The 18934-nt window shown below is 72.5% G+C and carries 19 protein-coding genes; 10 read left to right on the plus strand and 9 right to left on the minus strand.

Features of this window, described 5'->3' with window-relative positions; genetic code table 11:
* Nucleotides 1-67: 67 nt before the first annotated feature.
* A complete protein-coding gene (locus tag ACFOVU_RS16870) occupies nucleotides 68-637 on the minus strand; it encodes a hypothetical protein (RefSeq protein ID WP_378534682.1) in 570 nt (189 codons plus the stop codon).
* A gap of 189 nt (nucleotides 638-826) precedes the next feature.
* Between ACFOVU_RS16870 and ACFOVU_RS16875 the strand changes: the two genes are divergently transcribed.
* Nucleotides 827-1435 carry a TetR/AcrR family transcriptional regulator gene (locus tag ACFOVU_RS16875; RefSeq protein WP_378534684.1) on the plus strand — a complete coding sequence of 203 codons (609 nt, stop codon included), beginning with the start codon at nucleotides 827-829 and terminating at the stop codon, nucleotides 1433-1435.
* A 109-nt stretch (nucleotides 1436-1544) separates the two neighbouring features.
* Here the strand turns inward: ACFOVU_RS16875 and ACFOVU_RS16880 are convergent, their stop codons facing one another.
* Nucleotides 1545-2321, minus strand: a complete 777-nt coding sequence (locus ACFOVU_RS16880; RefSeq protein ID WP_378534686.1) for a MerR family transcriptional regulator — start codon at nucleotides 2319-2321, stop codon at nucleotides 1545-1547.
* Nucleotides 2322-2585: 264 nt separating this feature from the next.
* Between ACFOVU_RS16880 and ACFOVU_RS16885 the strand changes: the two genes are divergently transcribed.
* Nucleotides 2586-3821 carry an epoxide hydrolase family protein gene (locus ACFOVU_RS16885; protein ID WP_378534688.1) on the plus strand — a complete coding sequence of 412 codons (1236 nt, stop codon included), beginning with the start codon at nucleotides 2586-2588 and terminating at the stop codon, nucleotides 3819-3821.
* Nucleotides 3822-3834: 13 nt separating this feature from the next.
* On the opposite strand, the gene ACFOVU_RS16890 is transcribed toward ACFOVU_RS16885, so the two are convergent.
* Both ACFOVU_RS16890 and ACFOVU_RS16895 read right to left on the minus strand, forming a co-directional pair.
* Nucleotides 3835-3999, minus strand: a complete 165-nt coding sequence (locus ACFOVU_RS16890) for a hypothetical protein (RefSeq protein ID WP_378534690.1) — start codon at nucleotides 3997-3999, stop codon at nucleotides 3835-3837.
* Complete coding sequence (locus ACFOVU_RS16895; RefSeq protein ID WP_378534692.1) at nucleotides 3987-4211, minus strand: FAD-dependent monooxygenase; 225 nt, start codon at nucleotides 4209-4211, stop codon at nucleotides 3987-3989. Before ACFOVU_RS16895 ends, ACFOVU_RS16890 begins: the two co-directional genes overlap by 13 nt.
* A gap of 447 nt (nucleotides 4212-4658) precedes the next feature.
* Here ACFOVU_RS16895 and ACFOVU_RS16900 point away from each other — a divergent pair, with 447 nt between their 5' ends.
* Entirely contained in the window at nucleotides 4659-5702 is a 1044-nt protein-coding gene (locus tag ACFOVU_RS16900) for an NAD(P)-dependent alcohol dehydrogenase (RefSeq protein ID WP_378534694.1), read from the plus strand.
* A gap of 67 nt (nucleotides 5703-5769) precedes the next feature.
* On the opposite strand, the gene ACFOVU_RS16905 is transcribed toward ACFOVU_RS16900, so the two are convergent.
* Both ACFOVU_RS16905 and ACFOVU_RS16910 read right to left on the minus strand, forming a co-directional pair.
* A complete protein-coding gene (locus tag ACFOVU_RS16905) occupies nucleotides 5770-8550 on the minus strand; it encodes a family 78 glycoside hydrolase catalytic domain (protein WP_378534696.1) in 2781 nt (926 codons plus the stop codon).
* Between the two features lie 293 nt (nucleotides 8551-8843).
* Complete coding sequence (locus ACFOVU_RS16910; RefSeq protein WP_378534698.1) at nucleotides 8844-9287, minus strand: winged helix-turn-helix transcriptional regulator; 444 nt, start codon at nucleotides 9285-9287, stop codon at nucleotides 8844-8846.
* A gap of 87 nt (nucleotides 9288-9374) precedes the next feature.
* Here ACFOVU_RS16910 and ACFOVU_RS16915 point away from each other — a divergent pair, with 87 nt between their 5' ends.
* The 3 genes from ACFOVU_RS16915 to ACFOVU_RS16925 all read left to right on the plus strand — a co-directional run bounded on the left by ACFOVU_RS16915 (nucleotide 9375) and on the right by ACFOVU_RS16925 (nucleotide 13030).
* Nucleotides 9375-10673, plus strand: a complete 1299-nt coding sequence (locus tag ACFOVU_RS16915; protein WP_378534700.1) for an MFS transporter — start codon at nucleotides 9375-9377, stop codon at nucleotides 10671-10673.
* On the plus strand, nucleotides 10670-11536 hold the full coding sequence (gene dapA / locus ACFOVU_RS16920; protein ID WP_378534702.1) for a 4-hydroxy-tetrahydrodipicolinate synthase: 867 nt from the start codon (nucleotides 10670-10672) through the stop codon (nucleotides 11534-11536). Before ACFOVU_RS16915 ends, dapA begins: the two co-directional genes overlap by 4 nt.
* Before the next feature lie 192 nt (nucleotides 11537-11728).
* A complete protein-coding gene (locus ACFOVU_RS16925) occupies nucleotides 11729-13030 on the plus strand; it encodes a pyroglutamyl peptidase (protein WP_378534704.1) in 1302 nt (433 codons plus the stop codon).
* Nucleotides 13031-13061: 31 nt separating this feature from the next.
* Here ACFOVU_RS16925 and ACFOVU_RS16930 read toward each other — a convergent pair whose 3' ends face one another.
* Both ACFOVU_RS16930 and ACFOVU_RS16935 read right to left on the minus strand, forming a co-directional pair.
* Complete coding sequence (locus ACFOVU_RS16930; RefSeq protein ID WP_378534706.1) at nucleotides 13062-13553, minus strand: mycothiol transferase; 492 nt, start codon at nucleotides 13551-13553, stop codon at nucleotides 13062-13064.
* Entirely contained in the window at nucleotides 13550-14197 is a 648-nt protein-coding gene (locus ACFOVU_RS16935; protein WP_378534708.1) for a class I SAM-dependent methyltransferase, read from the minus strand. The genes ACFOVU_RS16930 and ACFOVU_RS16935 overlap by 4 nt, the downstream gene beginning before the upstream one ends.
* A 92-nt stretch (nucleotides 14198-14289) precedes the next feature.
* Here ACFOVU_RS16935 and ACFOVU_RS16940 point away from each other — a divergent pair, with 92 nt between their 5' ends.
* The 4 genes from ACFOVU_RS16940 (at nucleotide 14290) to ACFOVU_RS16955 (ending at nucleotide 16576) form a co-directional block, all read left to right on the plus strand.
* Complete coding sequence (locus ACFOVU_RS16940; protein WP_378534710.1) at nucleotides 14290-14898, plus strand: helix-turn-helix domain-containing protein; 609 nt, start codon at nucleotides 14290-14292, stop codon at nucleotides 14896-14898.
* Between the two features lie 97 nt (nucleotides 14899-14995).
* The gene (locus tag ACFOVU_RS16945) at nucleotides 14996-15376 is read left to right on the plus strand and encodes a ribonuclease domain-containing protein (protein ID WP_378534712.1); all 381 of its coding nucleotides are present in this window, start codon (nucleotides 14996-14998) and stop codon (nucleotides 15374-15376) included.
* A 34-nt stretch (nucleotides 15377-15410) separates the two neighbouring features.
* Nucleotides 15411-15797, plus strand: a complete 387-nt coding sequence (locus ACFOVU_RS16950; RefSeq protein WP_378534714.1) for a barstar family protein — start codon at nucleotides 15411-15413, stop codon at nucleotides 15795-15797.
* Between the two features lie 173 nt (nucleotides 15798-15970).
* Nucleotides 15971-16576 carry a GNAT family N-acetyltransferase gene (locus tag ACFOVU_RS16955; RefSeq protein ID WP_378534716.1) on the plus strand — a complete coding sequence of 202 codons (606 nt, stop codon included), beginning with the start codon at nucleotides 15971-15973 and terminating at the stop codon, nucleotides 16574-16576.
* A 9-nt stretch (nucleotides 16577-16585) separates the two neighbouring features.
* On the opposite strand, the gene helR is transcribed toward ACFOVU_RS16955, so the two are convergent.
* Nucleotides 16586-18766, minus strand: coding sequence for an RNA polymerase recycling motor ATPase HelR (helR, locus tag ACFOVU_RS16960; RefSeq protein ID WP_378534718.1), 2181 nt, complete (start codon nucleotides 18764-18766; stop codon nucleotides 16586-16588).
* Nucleotides 18767-18934 lie beyond the last annotated feature (168 nt).

Here is an 18934-nt window from a genome sequence, read left to right on the forward strand (position 1 = left end):
TTCTCGCCGACCGGGCCTGCGCCCACGACGATCAGGTCGTAGTCGGTCCCGTGCTCACCGGTGCCGGTCATGACGCCTTCTTTCGCAGCAGGATGCTCAGACGGATGGCGGAGATCAGGAAGAAGACGCCACCGACGGCGGCGTAGCCGCCGACCCCCGCGATGTCGCCAGAGCCCTGGAGCCCCTGGGTCAGGAAGGCGCCGCCGGCCAGGACGGAGATGGCGCCGCTGAGGATCTGCGGCACCTGGCCGCCGGAGCGCCGCTGCCGGACGGCGGCGACGAGCTGGGGGATGCCCGAGCCCACGGCCCAGGCGCCCCAGACCGCGAGGGCGGTGGCGGGGGACACCGTGGACGCCCAGCCGAGCGCGACGGCCACGGCCACGCTGACGACCACGTTGACCCACTCGGCGGCCTCGGGTGCGCCGGGCGCGCGGTGCCGAGACCGCAGCTGCCACAGGACGGCGGCGGCGTCGAAGAGCGGGTAGACGACCAGGAGGGCAGTGAGCACCGGCCCCTGGGCCCCCGCGGTCGCGAACACGAGCGCCGCCCAGGCGACGGCAAAGGCGAAGCGGGCGAAGTACAGGCGGCGCAGCGCTTGGCCGAACTGCGTCGGCGCGGTCGTATCGGACACGGTCATGATGTCTCTCCTCCGTGGGGGGTGGGGAATGTCAGGCGGTGGTGGCGACGACGGGCACGTTGCCGCGGGTGGCGGACATGATCGTTCCTCGACCGCACCAATGTAGAGTTACTAGTTCGTCTACTTCGAGAACCCTAGACTGCTCCCAGCGCCGGTGCAACCGGTCGGACCAGAACAGGAGCACGCGACATGCACGCCGATATCACCGAACCGGTGAAGCGCAAGCTGTCGGGATCAGTGACGAGAGCGCGCATACTCGCCGCCGCGAACGAGCTCTTCTACGCCCAGGGCATCCGTGCGACGAGCGCCGACCGCATCATCGAGCAGGTCGGGATCACGAAGGTCACCTTCTACCGGCACTTCCGGACCAAGGGCGATCTCGTGGTCGCGTACTTGGAGGAGCAGGCCGCCGCGGAGCGGGAGTGGCTGGCGGGCACACGCCGCGAGGGCGACCCGGTGGGGTCGCTGCGCGCCCTGGCGACCGACATCGGCGCAGCAAGCTGTAGCCCGGGGTTCCGGGGGTGCGCGTTCATCAACGCGGCGGCGGAGTTCTCCGACCCGGAGGACCCGGTGCGCGCGACGGTCGACGCGCACCGCGCGTGGATGCTCGGCGAGTTCGCCGACATCGCGGCGGAGGCGGGCGTGGCGGACATGGACGGCGCCGCGAGGCAGCTGATGATCCTGCGTGACGGCGCGATGGTGAACGGCTACCTCGGCGAGGCCGAGACCGTCGCGGCATCCCTGGCGGCCGCGTTCACCTCGATCCTCACCGCGGCGGGCGGAGCCGCCCCCCGCTGACCCCGTCCCATCGACTCACGCGACCGAAGCACCGCACCCCGAGCCCCTGTCCTGGAACGGCGAATTCCGCCCACACCACCACGTCAAAGACCCGGCCCCCGTACCGCGGCTACTCGCGCCCGGCCACGCGCTCGAGTCTGGTCCAGCCGGTCCAGCCGCGCTCCGTCAGCAGCTCGATCAGCCGACGGGCCGGTGGCACGGTCGCGAATGCCAGTGCGTCTATCAGGTGGGCGAACGGTGGTTCGATGCCGGTGTCGTCCACGTGGTCCTCTCCCCGCTCGCCGGCCAGCCGGGTGAGGTAGGCGGCCAGCCGGTCGGCCAGTTCGACCAGCTTGGGGTCGTCGCCGGTGTGGTCGAGGGCCCGGCCCAGGGTGCGGTAGAAGTCGATGACCTGGGGGTCGGCGAGCTGCTCGTGCTTGCGCGCCATCCACTCCGGGACGCGTCCGGGTGCGTGCGCGGCCAGCGGGATCCAGCCGTCGCGCTCGGCCCGGACGATGCGTTCGTCGACCCCGAGCGCCCGCAGCCGGTCGAGGAACCCGACCACCTCCGCAGGCAGCGCCAGGCCGTCCCCGGAGGCCAGGCGGGCGATCCGCTCGCGGTGGCGCTCGCGCTCTCGGATCTCGGCGCGCAGCCGCTCGTCGATCGCGGCGACCGCCGCGGCGAACTCCTCCTCGTCAGCTTGGAGCAGCTCGCGCACGCGCGCCAGCGGGACGCCGGCCTCGGCGAGGGTCCGGATCCTGATCAGCTCGACCACGGCGTCGGCGCCGTACCTGCGGTATCCGGAGTGGTCGCGCTCGGGCTCCGGCAGCAGCCCCTTGGCGTGGTAGTGCCGCACCGCGCGCACCGTCACTCCGGCATAGGACGCCAGCTCGCCGATGGTCAGCATCAGACCACCGTGCTCGGTGATGACCCACCCCCGGCGACTGTGAGGAGGCGGTCATGGTTCGTCCCGGCGCCGGTCCGCATCGCTCCCTCTCGACCATGGGAATCAGTGCTCTGGTCACCGTATCCAGGGTCGAGCAGCAGCAGCGGCAGCGATACAGCGCCGGCGCGCCTGCTCTAAAGTTGCATGTCGGAGCAGTCGAGAGATGCCGTCACCCCCGGCGTGACCCCGGGGCTTTCTGCAAGATGCCTGGTGAGGAACGACGCGATGAGCACCCCGCACGCTTTCCCCCTGAAGCCCGTTCCGATCCACGTCTCCGACGAGGTCCTCGACGACCTGCGCGCCCGCCTCGCATCGACCCGTGCCCCGCTGGACGAGGGGAATGAGGACTGGACCTACGGCGTCCCCGGCGGCTACCTCCGCGAGCTGGTCGCCTACTGGCGGGACGGCTACGACTGGCGCAAGGCCGAGGCCGCCATCAACGTCCACGAGCACTACCGGGTGAGCGTCGCCGGTGTTCCGGTGCACTTCATGCGCAAGCCCGGACGCGGCCCCCGGCCGATCCCGTTGATCCTCACCCACGGCTGGCCGTGGACGTTCTGGCACTGGTCGAAGGTGATCGACCCGCTCGCCGACCCGGCCGCGTTCGGCGGTGACGCCGCCGACGCCTTCGACGTCATCGTGCCTTCGCTGCCCGGCTTCGGTTTCCCCGGCCCGCTCACCGGCTTCCCGGACGTCAACTTCTGGAAGGTCGCCGACCTCTGGCACACGCTGATGACCGAGACCCTGGGGTATGAGAAGTACGCCGCCGGGGGCTGCGACATCGGCGGGATCGTCTCCAGCCAGCTCGGCCACAAGTACGCCGATGAGCTGTACGGCATCCACATCGGTTCCGGCCTGCCGCTCGACTTCTTCAACGGCCCTCGGGCCTGGGACTTCGCCCGGAACCGGCCCCTGACCGACGACCAGCCCGCCGATATCCGCGCCCGGATCATCGAGCTGGACCACCGCTCGGCGTCCCACCTCACCGTGCACATGCTCGACGGCGCCACCCTCGCCCACGGGCTGAGCGACTCACCCGCCGGCCTGCTCGCCTGGCTGCTGGAGCGCTGGAACGCCTGGAGCGACAACGGCGGCGACGTCGAATCCGTCTTCACCAAGGACGACCTGCTCACCCACGCCACGATCTACTGGGCGAACAACTCGATCGCCACGTCGATGCGCTACTACGCCAACGCCAACCGCTACCCCTGGGCCGCCGCCCACTACCGCACCCCGGTCGTGCAGGCCCCGGTCGGCCTCACTTTCGTCACCTACGAGAACCCGCCCGGCATCCACACCGCCGCCGAGCGCGTCCAGGCGTTCAGGACCGGCCCGCAGGGCGCCTGGTTCAACCATGTCAACGTCAACGCCCACGACCGGGGCGGCCACTTCATCCCCTGGGAGAACCCCGACGCCTGGGTGAACGACCTGCGCCGCACTTTTCACGGCCGTAGGCCGTGAACGCCCTCCGCGGTCACAGGAGCCAGTCGCCCGCTGTGGGGCCTTTGGCCACGGGGACCGGCGGGGGCAAGGGGCCGGCGTCCTCGGGGGCCAGGCCGTCGGGGACGCCGGCGAGGTAGCGCCGCCACCCCTGGCTGCCGGGGTCCATGGTCCACAACGTGCTTGTCAGCATGGCCATGATCCGGGGCAGGTCATCGGGGACGAGGTCGGTGCGCAGTCGGCCGGGCGCTGTCGCCCGTGTTCGCGCATGCGATCCAGCAGTCCGCGCATCGCCATCAGATCGAGGCTGCGGATGTGCAGAGCGACGATGCAGATGAAGGACACGGGCTCGGTCTCCTTCTCGAGAACGCGTACCCGCACACCGTGCAGCCGCAATTCGGCCGCGAGCATCGCGCCGGTCGGCCCGCGGAAGGTCGCGTCGCGGCCAGCGGGTCCGTACAGCCGGGGCTGTACCCATCGCGTTTTGCGCAGGTGGCGGCGGTGGCCGACGGGCCCGCAAACGTAATGGGACGGGCTCAGGGCGCCGAGAAACCTCAATCTTGGTTTGACTACCGATAAGGTTCACTTATCGGTAGTCAGGAATCCAGCCCCCCGGGGATCTCCGTGCCACCGTCATGGCCTATTACGTTATTACTTAACGTTTTCAGTCCAACGAAACGATATGGAGTAGGCCGGCCTGCCCCATCGGAACGGTCCGCTCAGGGCAGGGAGGTCGAGCCTGTCCCCCCGATAAGCGCGACCTTCCCCGTGCGCCCCGGCCGCAGTTGCATGGGAGGCGGCACCATATGAACTTCCCAGGTCGGGGTCGCCCCGGCGGGAACAAGCAAGGGGGATCGCATGCCCACAGTGAACGCCTACGCGGCCACCTCGGCCACCGAGCCGCTCATTCCGGTCACGATCGAGCGCCGCGACGTGGGGCCCACGGACGTCCTCATCGAGATCGCCTACGCCGGCATCTGCCACTCCGACATCCACACCGTCCGCGGGCACTGGGGTCCCATCACCTACCCGCAGGTGGTGGGCCACGAGATCGTCGGCGTGGTCCGCGCGGTCGGCTCACAGGTGACCCGGCACAGGGTCGGCGACCGGGTGGGGGTGGGCTGTGAGTCCGGCTCCTGCGGCACGTGCGAGCAGTGCCTCAAGGGCGAAGAGGTGTACTGCCTCAAGGGCAACCTCCAGACCTACAACGGCCTCGACGCCGACGGCACCATCACCCAGGGCGGCTACTCCCAGGCCATCGTCGTCGACGAGCGCTTCGTGCTGAAGGTGCCCGACTCCCTCGACCTGTCCAAGGTCGCACCCCTGCTGTGCGCGGGCGTCACGCTGTACTCCCCGCTCAAGCACTGGAACGCCGGCCCCGGAACCCGGGTCGCCATCATCGGCATGGGCGGCCTGGGCCACATCGGGGTCAAGCTCGCCCACGCGCTGGGCGCCGAGGTGACCGTGCTCTCGCGCACGCTCGACAAGAGGGAGGACGGCCTCAAGCTCGGCGCGGACCACTACTACGCCACCGAGGACCCGGCCACGTTCGAGAAGCTGGCCGGCGGGTTCGACCTGATCCTCAACACCGTCTCGGCCGGGCTGGACTACAGCGCCTACGTCGACCTGCTCGCCGTGGACGGCACCCTGGTCATCCTGGGGGCGCCGACCGAGCCGGTCCAGGTCCAGGCGATGCCGCTCATCGCCTGGCGGCGCAGCATCGCGGGCTCGGCCAACGGCGGCATCCCCGTCACCCAGGAGATGCTCGACTTCTGCGCCGAGCACGACATCCTGCCCGAGACCGAGCTCATCAGCGCCGACTACATCAACGACGCCTACGAGCGCGTGCTGGCCTCCGACGTCCGCTACCGGTTCGTCATCGACGCCGCGACGCTCGCCTGAACGCCGGCCGCCCTCGGGGCAGGCGCACGCGCCTGCCCCGAGGGCCGGGACCTTCGACGCGCCCGGCCTAGTCCACGACGAACCGCCACGCCCCGGACCCGACCGTGTAGACCGCGTAGCCCGCGCGCTCCTCCACGAACTCGGCTTCGGGCGGGGCCGCCACCTCGTCGGCATCCTGGCCGAGGAGGGGGACGTGGACCTCACCGGTGGCGTTGGGGGGCACGACGACCTCCTGTTCCAGGTCCCCGTCGCCGTCGCGGCGCCAGCTCGACGCGGCCTGGCCCCGCACCGTTTCGGTGGCGGCCTCGGCGCGGTCCAGGTCCTGAGGGAGGTGGGGCTTGAACCGCACGGTGGCGTAGCCCGGCTCGGCCGGGGTGATCCCGGCCAGGTCGGCGTACATCCAATGGCCGATGGAGCCGAAGAAGTGGTGGTTGAGGGAGCGGGTGTCGGCCTGCCAGTGCTCTTGGAGCGAGGTGTTGCCGAGCTCGACCCAGTAGCCCCAGCTCGGCTCCTCGGTCTGGGTGGCCACCGCGTAGGCGACGTCGATCCTGCCGTGGTGGGACAGCACGGGCAGCAGGTAGCGGGTGCCGATGACCCCCGTGTTCAGCCGGTCGCCGCGGTCGCGGATGTCGGCGACGAGGTTGTCCACGACCGCCTCCACGTGCTCGTCGGGGACCAGGCCGAAGGCCAGCGGCAGGATGTTGGAGGTCTGCCGGTACTCATCGACCCCGGGGGTGCGGTACAGGCCGGCTTCCTCGTCGAGGAAGGCCCGGTTGAAGTCCGCGCCGATCTGGTCGGCCCGGTCCCGGTAGAAGGCCTCGTCGTCGGGCCGGTCGAGGATCTGGGCGATCTCGGTCAGCTGGCCGGCCATGAGGTGGACGTGGGCCGTCGCGCTCAGCACCGGGCCTTCCGGCGGCTCGCCGCCGGGGGCGACCCAGTCGCCCAGGCCGTAGGGGTAGAGGCCGTCCTCGTCCACGCGGGCGTCCACCCACGAGAAGTACAGCTTCATCGCGTCGTAGTACCGCTCCAGGACCCGCACGTCGCCTTCCATCTCGTACAGGTTGAGCGCCATCGTGAACAGGGCGATGTCCCATTCGGGGGTGGGGCCGTGGACGGCGGGCCACCCGGGGGCGCCTTCGTAGCTCCAGCCGGAGGTGGGGACGATGGTGGGCAGCTCGCCCGAGGGCAGCTGGGAGTCCAGGATGTCGTCCAGGTACTTGCGGTGGAACCGGCTCATGTCGAACTCATAGCTCGCGGTGGTGGCCGTGAGCTGCGCGTCGCCGGTCCAGCCGGCCTTCTCATAGACCGGGGTGTCGGTGGGGATGTGCTGGTGGTTGTTGAGCAGGGCCCGGCGGGTGTTGCCGCGGATGGTGTTGAGCAGCTCCGAACCGCTGTCGAAGTGGCCGATGGACGCGAAGTCGTTGTGCGTCCACCTGCCCTGGAGGGTGCCGGTCGTGGGGGCCGAGGGCAGCCCGCGGACCTCGACGAACCGGAACCCCTTGTAGGTGTAGGAGGGCTCCCAGGTCTGGGGCCCCGCGCGGTCCCCGAGGGTGTAGAGGTCGGTCTGGGCCCGGGGGACGGTGTGGAAGTCGTCGTACTGGGGGATCGAGACGAGGCCGTCGTCGCCGAGCCGTTCGCCGTAGCGCAGGGAGACCTCGGTGCCGGCGTCGCCTTCGACGCTCAGCCGGGCCCATCCGGCGATCTGGACGCCGAGGTCGAAGACGTACACCCCGGGTTCGGGCTCGGTGATCTCCACGGGGGTGATGGTCTCGGCGACCCGGACGGGTTCGTGCGGCCGTGCCCGCAGCTCGCCGCCGGGTCCCGGGGTCGTTTCGGCCCGGTCCCAGTGCGCCGCGCCGTCGTAGCCGGGCGTGCTCCAGCCGGGCTGCTCGCTGCGAGCGTCGTAGGTCTCGCCGACGAACACCTCGTCGTAGCGGGTGGGCCCCTCCAGGGAGGTGGTCCAGTCCTCGCCGGAGGCGACGGTGCTCGTGGTGCCGTCGGGGTGGGTGATGACCAGCAGGGCCCGCAGCTCGGGGTCGGACCACCAGGGCGCGGTGTTCCAGTTCCAGGCGTTCTCCGTGCTGATGCCGTAGAACCCGCGGCCCAGTTCGACGCCGATGGCGTTGGCGCCTTCGGCCACCAGGGCGGTGACGTCGTGGCTCACGTAGAACGCGGTGTCGCTGTAGTCGGTCTGGCCGGGGTCGAGCACGGCCGAGCCCACACGTTCCCCGTTGATGTGCGCGACCGAGTAGCCCAGGCCGCTCAGGTACAGGCGTGCCTGCTCGACCGGGCCGCCGGAGTCGAACTCGTAGCGGAACCGCGGTGCGGCCGGATGGTCGGCTTCGGGGACGCCGGGGTCTTGGGGGCTGTCAGGGTTGCCGATCCATGCGGCGCCCTGCCAGTCGGCGTCGTCGAGCAGGCCCGTCTCCCACCAGGAGGGGGAGCTCCACTCGGTCCAGGCGCCGCCGGCGTCGCGGATGCGCACGCGCCAGTGGTAGCGGGTGGCGGGCTCCAGGTCGGGGCCGACGTAGGCGATGTGGGCGGAGGCGCCGGATTCGACCGTGCCGGGGTCCCACACATCGGCGTCGCCGTCGAGCAGGGCGCTTCGCGAGCCGGCCACCTGGATCTGGTAGGCGCTCTGGCGCACCCCGGGGTGCTGCGATTCCAGCCGCCACGACAGGCGCGGTTGCGCGACGTCGATCCCCAGGGGGTCCGGGGCGTCCTCCACGCGCAGATCGACGGGTGCCGCATCGGTCGACGCGGCGACCGGCGGCGAGCTCATCGGGGCCACGAGTAGTCCTAGGGTCAGCAGGAGGGCGAGTGCGATCAGTGGCGGTCGGTGGGACATCGGCTCTCCCGTCAGCGGGGGGATGGGGGCGCCGTCCTCGGCCGCGGCACCGGGAGCGGCGGCTCCGCGGTCCTGCGTCCATGCGGTGCCCGGTCGAGTCGGCGTGCACCAGCGGGAATGGAATGGTTGAAACGTTTTACCAGTCGCAGGGAACCTAACGCCGCGGCTCCGGCGCCGTCAACCCCGTGAGGTGACCGCGGTCACCATCGCCGGATGGGCGGGCCGCCCTCCGCCGACCCCGCTCGCCCGGATCCGGACCCCTGATGGTCGCGGCCCGGGCGGGCGCCCTGTGTTCAGACGACCCTCTCCACACGGGTGGTATCGGTGGTCACGGGGGTGCCGTCGTGGCCCCGGGGGCGGAGTTCGGCGAGGGGGCGCCCCTCGGCGTCGGTGAGGCGTGAGCGGGGCTCGCCGTCGGTGAAGGCGTGGCGCTCGCCCCACTGCCTCAGCGCCACGATGGCGGTGAACAGGTCCTTTCCGGCCCCGGTCAGCTCATAGACGTGCCGCCGGCCGCTGGGGCTGGTGCTCAGGATGCCGTGGTCGACGAGCTTGCGGAGCCGGTCGCTGAGGATGTTGCGGGCGATGCCGAGGCGCCGGTGGAACTCGGTGAAGGACGCCGGGCCGTCCATGGCGTCGCGGACGATGAGCAGGCTCCACCGGTCGCCGACGAGATCGATCGTCCGGGCGACCGGGCACGTGGGATCGGTCCACTCGCGTCCGGGTTCCCTCTCCGCCATCGGACCCCCTCTCTATTGGTTGCACTTTGAAACCATTGTGCCCTAGTCTCCAATGGTTTCATTTCGAAACCAAACGGGGGTGTGGCGGTGACAGGGGTGACGGGCGCCCAGCGCAGCGTCCTGGCCGTGGTGTGTGCAGTGGCGGTGTCCACGGTGTACGCGATCCAGCCGGTCCTGAAGGCCGCGGGAGCCGAACTGGGCGTGGCGCCGGAGTCGCTGGGGTGGCTGGCCGCCGCCGGCCAGTTCGGCTACCTCGCGGGCCTGATCCTGCTGGTGCCCCTCGGCGATGTGGTGAACCGGCGGCGCCTCATCACCGGCCACCTGGTGGCGGTCGCCGTGGGCGCCGCGACCGCCGGCCTCGCCCCGAACGGCCCGATCGCGGTGGCGGGGCTGGCGACCGCCGGGTTCTTCGCGGTCGTGGTGCAGGTCGCCGTGGCCTATGTCGCCGCCGTCTCCGCACCGGGCGAACGGGGGCGCAACATCGGCGCGGTCACGTCGGGGGTGGTGATCGGCATCCTCGGGGTCCGCGTCATGGCGGGCACCTTGGGCGACACGGTGGGCTGGCGCGCCGTCTACCTGGTGCTCGCCCTGCTGTGCGCCGCGCTCGCCGTGGCCGTCCGCCTGGGCCTGGCCCCCGACCCCAGAACGTCCCAGGGGCGCTACACGCAGGCGATCGGCACGATGGCGCAGCTGGTGGCCACCGACCGGCTGTTCCTCGGCCGCGGCCTCATCGCCTTCTTCCTCTTCGCGTCCTTCGGGACCCTCTGGAGCGGCCTGGCCCTCCCGCTCGGCGCCGAGCCGTGGTCGTTCGGCACCACCGAGATCGGCCTCTTCGGACTGGCGGGCCTCGCCGGAGCCCTCGGGGCCGCCCGCGCGGGACGGTGGGCCGACCGCGGCCACGCCCAGCCGGTCAGCGGGTGGTCCCTTGCGCTACTGGCCGCATCCTGGCCGCTCATCGCGCACACCGAGCCGACCCTGTGGCTTCTGGTCGCCGGGATCGTCCTGCTGGACTTCGCCGTCCAAGCCGTCCACGTCGCCGGCCAGCACCTGCTGACCACGGCGCACCCGGACCGTGCAAGCAGCGTCATCGGCGCCTACATGGGGTTCTACTCGCTGGGATCTGCCCTCGGAGCCGTCACCTCCGCGTGGTTGTACACCACCTGGGGCTGGTGGGCCTCCTGCCTGGCCGGCGCCTCCTTCGCCCTGCTGGGCCTCGCCGTGTGGGCGCATCACCGGTCCGTGCGCTCCCCCGCCCCCACAAGGCGGCCCTCCGCGACGCGGACGACGCCCACCTGGGCGACCGCTGACCGCGACGAAAGTGGGGCGGCCTTGCCGGTCGAAAGGCCGGAGCGATACAACGATTATCGAAAGGACGGTCACATATGACGGATTCAAGCGAGGCACCGCTAGGGGCGGTGCTGACGGCGCTGGTCACCCCGTTCGATGACGGCCTGCGGGTCGACGAGCAGGGGTTCGTGTCGCTGTTGCGGCACGTGCTCGCCAACGGGTCGGACGGTGTGGTGGTCGCCGCGACCACCGGGGAGCCGGCCACCCTGAGCAACGCCGAGCACCTCCGGCTGATCGAGCTGGCGTGCGCCGAGCGGCCGGACGGGGCGAGCGTGATCGCCTCCACGGGCTCCAACGACACCGCCCAGGCCTGCGCGATGACCGAACGCGCCGTCGAGCTGGGCGCCGACGCGGTGCTGTCGGTGGCGCCGTACTACAACCGGCCCAACCGCCGCGGCCTGGTGCGCCACTACACCGAGATCGCCAAGGCCGCCTCCGGCAAGCCCGTCGTGCTGTACAACGTCCCCACGCGCACGGGGATCGACCTGAGCAACGACCTGCTCGCCGAACTGGGCCAGGTCGAGCACATCGACTACGTCAAGCAGGCGAACAACGACAACCTCGCCCTCGTTGACGGGCTCGGCCTGTACGCGGGCAACGACGACGTCCTCGCCCGCACCCTCGACCTCGGCGGCTGCGGGGGCATCCTCGTGGCCAGCCACGTGGCCGGGCCGCTGATGCGGCGCATGGTCGACGAACCCGATCGGCGCGCCGAGATCGACGCCCGGCTGCGACCGCTCTATGAGGCGCTCTCCGTGACGACCAACCCGATCCCGATCAAGGCCGCGCTCAACCTGCTCGGCCACCACGTGGGCGGCTCGCGCCTGCCCCTGGTCGAAGCCGACCACGCGGAAACGGAGGTCGTCCGCCAGGGGCTGGTCGCGGCCGGGCTGCTCCAGTGACCCGGTGAGCGGCGGGGCCGCCGCGACGCCGTCGCCGGCCCGGCTCCCTGCCATCCGTCGGCCGTGGCCGCCACGGATGCCGACCTTCGTCGGTGGACTTCTCGCCCCTGCGGGCGATGTCCTGGTCCGGGCCGATCTCTAGCCTGGTGTCGCACCGGAAGATCGAACGTCTGGGAAGAAGAGGACACCCCGTTGAGCACATCGAACGTAGGCAGTGGAGCCGGCGCGCGTCTCCAGCAGGCGGCCCCTCGCGTCGCGGCGTCGGCGCTCATCATCGCGCCCGTCATCGCCCTGGGCGCCCCGGCGCAGGCCGATGAGGCGACCGGCTGCCTGGGCGAGGACGGCGCCACCGTCGAAGAGGAGCTGATCGCCGAGGAGATCCCGCAGGAGATCCTGCGCAGATCCGGGTTCGCCTCCGCCGTGGACCGCTTCACCCGGGACCTGTGCGAGGCCTCCGGCGTGGACGACGCGGGCGCCATCGTCGAGCGGCACGGCGACGCGCTGTGGCGGGCGGCGGTGGAGCGCGTCCAGGAGACCGGGGACGTCGACGGCGACCTGAGCGCCGGGGACGACCGGCCGCTGTACTGGGCGCGGCTGGGCATGACCTCGGCCCTCAACCGCTGGCAGCCCGACTTCGAGCTGGGCGAGGCCGATCGCGCCGCGCTCGTGGCCGACATGGACCGCCGCTCCCGCGGCCAGGACGACGCGGACTTCCCCGACGTCCCGGGGCGCTCCGACGTGCGCCGGGTCGTCGTGACCGGGTTCGACCCGTTCCAACTCGACTTTGACATCCGCCAGGCCAACCCTTCCGGCGCGGCCGCCCTCGCCCTGGACGGGGCGGTGATCGAGACCGACGAGGGCACCGCGGTCGTCGAGGCCATGCTCTTCCCCGTGCGCTGGCGCGACTTCACCGATGGCATGGTCGAGCAGGCCCTCCTGCCCCACTACACCGGTGACCGGCCGGCCGACGCGGTCATCACCGTCAGCCAGGGCCGGCCGGGCCAATTCGACCTCGAGGCCCACAACGGCGCCTGGCGCGGCGGCGCCCCCGACAACGAGTCGGTCGGCACCGAGGAGACGGTCCCCATCCCCGACGGCGTCCCCACCGTCACCCCCCAGCCCCAGTGGTCGGACTCCTCCCTGGACCGCGCGGCCATCGTCGAGGAGACCACCGGGGAACCGTTCCCCGTGATCGACAACACCGAGGTGACCGAGATCCCCGCCGGTGAGACCGAACCGGTGGTGCGCCCCGACGGGCCCACCCCGGGCTCCGAGGCGCGGGCGGGCGGCGGAGGCGACTACCTCTCCAACGAGATCGCCTACCGCAACACCCTGCTGCGCGACGCCACCGGCCGGGACGTCCCCGCCGGCCACGTGCACACCCCGATCCTGGAGTTCGGATCCGGCGAGACCGTCACCGACCCCGAGTTCGAGGAGAACCGCGCGACGATCGTTCGCCAGGTCGAGGACATCGTCGCGGCCGCCGTCCGGTAGCGGCGCCCGGGGTGGCGGGCCTCCCCCGCGGTCAGCGCCCGGTCGTGCCGTCGGCCAGCTCGCGCAGGATGTCGGCGTGGCCGGCGTGCCGTGCGGTCTCCTCGATCAGGTGCACCAGCGTCCAGCGCCGGGACGGCGCCGGGCGGCCGGGCCTGGCCGGGCGGGGGCCCGCTGCGGTGAGGTCGTGCCAGGACGCGATCTGCGCGTTCGCCGCAGCCGTGGTCGCCCGATAGGCGGCGAGGACGGCCGCGGCCGTCTCACACGGGGCGGGGCGGAACGTCGCCGGCCAGTCGGTGACGCCGTGGCCCAGCAGCCAGTAGCGCTCCACATGGGTGAGGTGGACGACCAGCCCGAGCAGGCTCGTCCCCGACGGCACGCCGGGGGCGCGGACCTGCGTCTCGGGGACGCCCTCGGCCTTGGCCACGACGCCGGCGCGCAGGTAGTCGAGGAAGCCGGCGAGCACGTCCTTCTCGCCGGGCCCGGTCGAGGGCGGCCCGGTGTCGCGTTTCGTCCGCGCGCTCATCGGCGCCCCTCCGGGTCCGCCCCGGCCCGGCGGATGACCAGCACGTGGTCGACCACGGTCGCGGTGCTGCCGTCGGGGCCGGCGGCCCGTCGTTGCGGGGTGTCGGCGCGTTCGATCGTCCATTCGGCGGGGGCGAGCCCCAGCTCCGCGGCCACCTCCCCGGGCGTGGGGAAGTGGTGGCCGGGGTCGGCGGGCCAGGACCACGGTGCGGTGGAGCCGTGGTCGACCACGGCGAGCCGGCCGCCCGGGGTGAGCGATGCCGCGGCGGTCCGCAGCACGCGGGCGCGGTCCAGGGCGAACGGGGTGTGCAGGTACTGCGCGGAGACCAGGTCGAAGGTGCCGGCGGGGACGCCGTCGGCGAGATCGGCGCGCACCGCGGTGATGGGGGCGCCGGTGCTCTCGGCCCGCTGCCGGAGGGCGTCCACGGCCGCGGCGGCGATGTCGACCGCGGTGACCCGCCAGCCCCGGCCGGCGAGCCAGAGGGCGTCCCCGCCCGCCCCGCACCCGAGGTCCAGCGCGGTGCCCGGGGGCAGCGGGCCGGCGATCTCGGAGAGCAGGGGGTTCACCTTCGCCGCCGGTGACCCGGCGGTGCGTGTGCGGTAGCGCTCGTCCCAGAAACGGGCGGCTCGATCGTGCGTGCTCATGCTGTCTCTCCTCGGGTGGCCGGTCGCGCACCACCCTCGCGTGAGCCCCGGAAAACGGCACGGGAACTTGCCGCTATGGCAAGATCAGGCGTGTGGCGGATGAGGCGGATCAGGTGCTGGACGCGGTCGGCCCCCGGCTGCGCGCCCTGCGCAAGCGGCGCGGACTGACCCTGGCCGAGGTGGCGGCGGCGACCGGGGCCTCGGAGAGCACCCTGTCGCGGCTGGAGAACGGCGGCCGGCGGCCCACGCTGGAGCTGCTGCTGCCGCTGGCCCGGGTGTACGGGGTGCCGCTCGACGACCTCGTCGGCGCCCCTCGAACGGGTGATCCGCGGGTCCACTTGCAGCCGATCCACCGCCACGGCATGACGTTCGTCCCGCTCACCCGCCGGGCGGGCGGGGTGCAGGCGTTCAAGATGCTGATCCCGGGCCGCCCCGAGCCGGCGGAGCCGACGCCGCAGACCCACGGCGGCTACGAGTGGGTGTACGTCCTCAACGGGCGGCTGCGGCTCGTGGTCGGCGACCGCGACCTCGTGCTGTCGCCCGGGGAGGCCGCGGAGTTCGACACCACGTGGCCCCACTGGCTCGGATCGGCCGACGGCCACCCCGTCGAGACCCTCGTCCTGTTCGGTCCGCAGGGCGAGCGGGCCCACGTGCGCGCCCGCCCCAGCCGTCGGAGCCGCACCGCCGAGGCCGACGCATGAACGGGGTGGCGTGATCGTGGCCGCCCCGCCTCGTTCGCGAGAAGTTCCCTTCGGCGGGGATTGACGCGGGCGGGACCGGACCCGCTCAATGTTGTGTATGCGATTCTCCCCCCGGATCACACGTATCGGCAGTGCCTCCCTCCTCCTGACGGCGTTCCTCGTCGGCGGCGCGACCGCCCCGGCGCAGGCCGACGTCGGCAACGTCTGCTACACCGCGCTGCCTCCCGAAGCGCACGACACCCTCGACCTGATCGAGGCCGGCGGCCCCTACCCCTACCCCCAGGACGGCCAGACCTTCCAGAACCGGGAAGGCCTCCTCCCGCCGCAGGAGACCGGCTACTACCGCGAGTACACCGTCGAGACGCCCGGCTCCCCCGACCGCGGCGCCCGCCGCATCGTCACCGGCGACTCCGAGCAGGAGGACTACTACACCGCCGACCACTACGAATCCTTCCGGCTGGTCGACTACGACTGCTGACCCCCCAATCGGAAAGTCCGGATACCCTCCGCTCATGACAGCGACCTACGTGATCGAGGGCCGCGAGGTCACCAGCCTGGACCGCTTCTGGCAGGTGATCGGCGAGGCCGTGAACGGCCCGGGCGGCTATTTCGGCACGAACCTCGACGCGTTCGCCGACTGCCTGAGCGGAGGGTTCGGCACCCCCGACGACGCCGACTTCGTCATCGAGTGGCGCGACCACGAAGCCTCGCGCCGGGCCCTGGGCCACGCCGAGACCGTGCGCCAGCTCCGGCTGCGCCGAGACCGCGCCCACCCCGCCAACCGCACCGCCGTCCAGGCCCGGATCGACCGGGCCGCAGCGGGCCAGGGGCCCACGGTGTTCGACTGGCTGGTCGAGATCATCGAGGAGAAGGCTCCCGGCAGGCTCCGGCTGGAGTAGCGGGCACGCGGCCGCACCGGAAGGCCGCACCGCACCCGTCGGCGGCCGGTGGCCACCGGCGCGGGCCGCGCGATTCCTCGAACCGGGCACCCTCCCCGCCGCCGTTCCGGTGCTTTCCCCGCCCCGGATGGGTAGCCGGTCCCGCGACGACCGGTCGAGGAGGGGAGGCCGCCGTGATCGGTGTCCGGGACATCGGGCCCAACGAGGCCGGCACCGCCGCCCGCGTCCTGGCCGGGGCCTTCGCGGACGACCCCGTCATGGCCCGGCTGGTGCGCCCCGCCGCGCGCAACCGGCGGGCCAAGCTCACGGAGCTCTTCCGCGCGGCGGTCCTGTCGTCGCGCCCGCAGGACGTTGACGTCGCACGGCGCGACGGCTCCGACGAGATCCTGGGCGTGGCCGTCTGGCGGTCGCCCGCCGGGGGCGGGCCGCTGCTGCGTGCCGTGCCGGCGCTGCTGCGCGCGGCCGCGGTGCTGGGCCCGGGATCCCTGCTCGCCCTCGCCCGCTACGACCTCGCCGTCCGCCCCCATCTCCCCCCGCCGCCCTACTGGCACCTGGTCGACATCGGCGTCTCCGCCACCGCCCGCGGCGAGGGGGTCGGCACGGCGCTCCTGAACCACCGGCTGGGCGTGATCGACGCCCGCGGCGAAGCGGTGTTCCTGGAGGCGACCACGCCCGAGAGCCGGCGGCTCTACGAGAGGTCGGGGTTCCAGGCGTGCGGCGCCCTCACGGGTGTGACCGCCGGCGCCACCGCCATGCTCCGCCCGGCCGCGCCGCGCTGACCGCCGGCTTCAGGGGCTGGTCAGGATGACCAGCCCCTGGGTCGCCCGGGTCATCGCCACGTAGCGGTCGACCGCCCCTTCGATCCCCGCGCCGAACCTCTCCGGGTCGACGAGCACGACGAGATCGAACTCCAGCCCCTTCGCCAACTCGGGGGTCAGCGACCGCACGCGCGACGTCGCCGGGAACGCGGGGTCGCCGATGACGCAGGCGATCCCCTCGGCGTGCCCGGCGAGCCAGCCGTCGAGGACCGCGCTCAGGTCCGCGACGGACCCGTGTGCGACGGGGATGCCGCTGCTGCGGATGGAGGCCGGCACGTTGGCGTCGGGCAGCGAGGCGCGGATGACGGGCTCGGCCTCCGCCATGACCTCCTGCGGCGTCCGGTAGTTGATGCTCAGGGAGGCCAGGCCGATCCGGTCGAACCCGGCCCGTTCGAGCCGGTCCCGCCACGACTCGGTGAACCCGTGCCGGGCCTGGGCGCGGTCGCCGACGATGGTGAAGCTCCGCGACGGGCAGCGTTGCAGCAGCATCTGCCACTCCGCGTCGGTCAGTTCCTGGGCCTCGTCGACGACGATGTGCGCGAACGGGCCGGCGAGGGCGTCGGGGCCGGCGCCGGGGAGTGCGGCCTCGTCGACGAGGCTGTCCTGGAGGTCGCGTCCGCGCAGCATCGTCACCGCGCCTTCACCGTCGTCGTCGGCCTGGAGCAGGTCGTCGATGACGCCGGCCATGCGCTCGCGTTCGGCCGCGGCGGAGGCGTCGTAGCGGCGCTTGCGGCGCGCGGCCCCGGGGTCGCCGAGCCGGCGGCGGGCCGCGTCCAGGAGCGGCAGGTCGGACACCGTCCAGGCGTGGGGGTCGGAGCGCTGGAGCGCCCGGATCTCGTCGATCTGGAGCCAGGGGGCGCATTTGCGCAGGTAGGCGGGGACCGTCCAGAGGTCTCCGATGATGTCGGTCGGTTCGAGCAGCGGCCAGGCGCGGTGCAGGGCCGTCATCAGCTCCGTGTCGCGCAGCAGCGACCTGCGCAGCAGGTCGGGCGAGACGTCGTCATCGTCGTGCCGGTCCGCCAGGATCGCGGCCAGCTCCGCCAGGATCTGGTCGCGTGCCTCGTTGTGCGGGGTGCCCGGTTCCACGGCGTCGAACGCCTCGGCCCAGTCGCCGGCGCTCAGCCGGACGTCGAACAGGTCGGTGGTGACCGTCATCGCCCTGGTGGGCGGCTGCTCGTAGAACCTGACGGCCGCCTCGACCGCCTTCACCAGGTCCGCCGATGACTTCAGGCGGGCGACCTCGGGGTCGGCCTCGGCCGCCGCGGCGGCCCCTTCGGGGACGAGGTCGCGCAGGGTGGAGGTCTGCACGCCCTCCTCGCCGAGGCTGGGCAGGACGTCGGCGACGTAGGCCAGGTAGGGCTGGTGGGGGCCGACGAACAGCACCCCGCCGCCGCGGTGGCCCAGGCGGGGGTCGGAGTAGAGGAGGTGGGCGGTGCGGTGCAGGGCGACGACGGTCTTGCCCGTCCCCGGGCCGCCGTCGACGACCAGTGCACCGCTGGAGCCCGCGCGGATGATGGCGTCCTGGTCGGCCTGGATGGTGCCGAGCACGTCGCGCATCCGGGCCGACCGGTCGGCGCCCAGGCTGGCGATGAAGGCGGACTGGTCGTCGAGGGCGGCGTGCCCGTCGAATCCGTCCTCGGTGAACACCTCGTCCCAGTAGTCGCCGATCCGGCCGCGGGTCCAGCGGTATCTGCGGCGGCTGGTCAGGCCCATGGGGTTGGCGTGGGTGGCGGCGAAGAACGGCTCGGCCGCGGGGGAACGCCAGTCGAGCAGCAGCCGGCGCCCGTCGCTGTCGGTGAGGCCGAGGCGTCCGATGTAGACGGGCTCGGGGTCGTCGGCGGCGACGATGCGCCCCAGGCACAGGTCCAGACCGAAGCGGCGCAGGGCGCGCAGGCGGCCGGTCATCCGGTGGACGTCCAGGTCGCGGTCGAGCGCCTCCCGGCCCTTGCCGCCGGGGGACGCGCGGCGGGCGTCGAGGCGGCCGGACAGGTCGGCGATCGAGTGGCGGAGGCTCTCGTCGATGGCCGCGAAGTGGGCGTCGTCGGCGGCGATCAGTTCCGGGTCGGCTTTGGCACTGAGGTGGCCGGGGAGGTCGAACGCGCTGGTGGCGGGGTGGTTCACGTGGTCTTTTCTGTCGTGGGTCCTGGTCACGATCGACGATTGTGCGCCACGACCGGGGTCTTGCCGCAAGCCCCGGGGTGCGCTATACGTTGAGAGTGGAGGGGAGTCGCCGGAGCCCTCCCCCTTCTCACCCGCGACCGTCCGTCCTCGATGGACGGTTTTTTCGTGCCGCCGCGCCGCTCGCCCTTTCCCGTGCCC

Source organism: Nocardiopsis sediminis (genome assembly GCF_042650565.1).
In the GTDB taxonomy this organism is placed as follows: domain Bacteria; phylum Actinomycetota; class Actinomycetes; order Streptosporangiales; family Streptosporangiaceae; genus Nocardiopsis_B; species Nocardiopsis_B sediminis.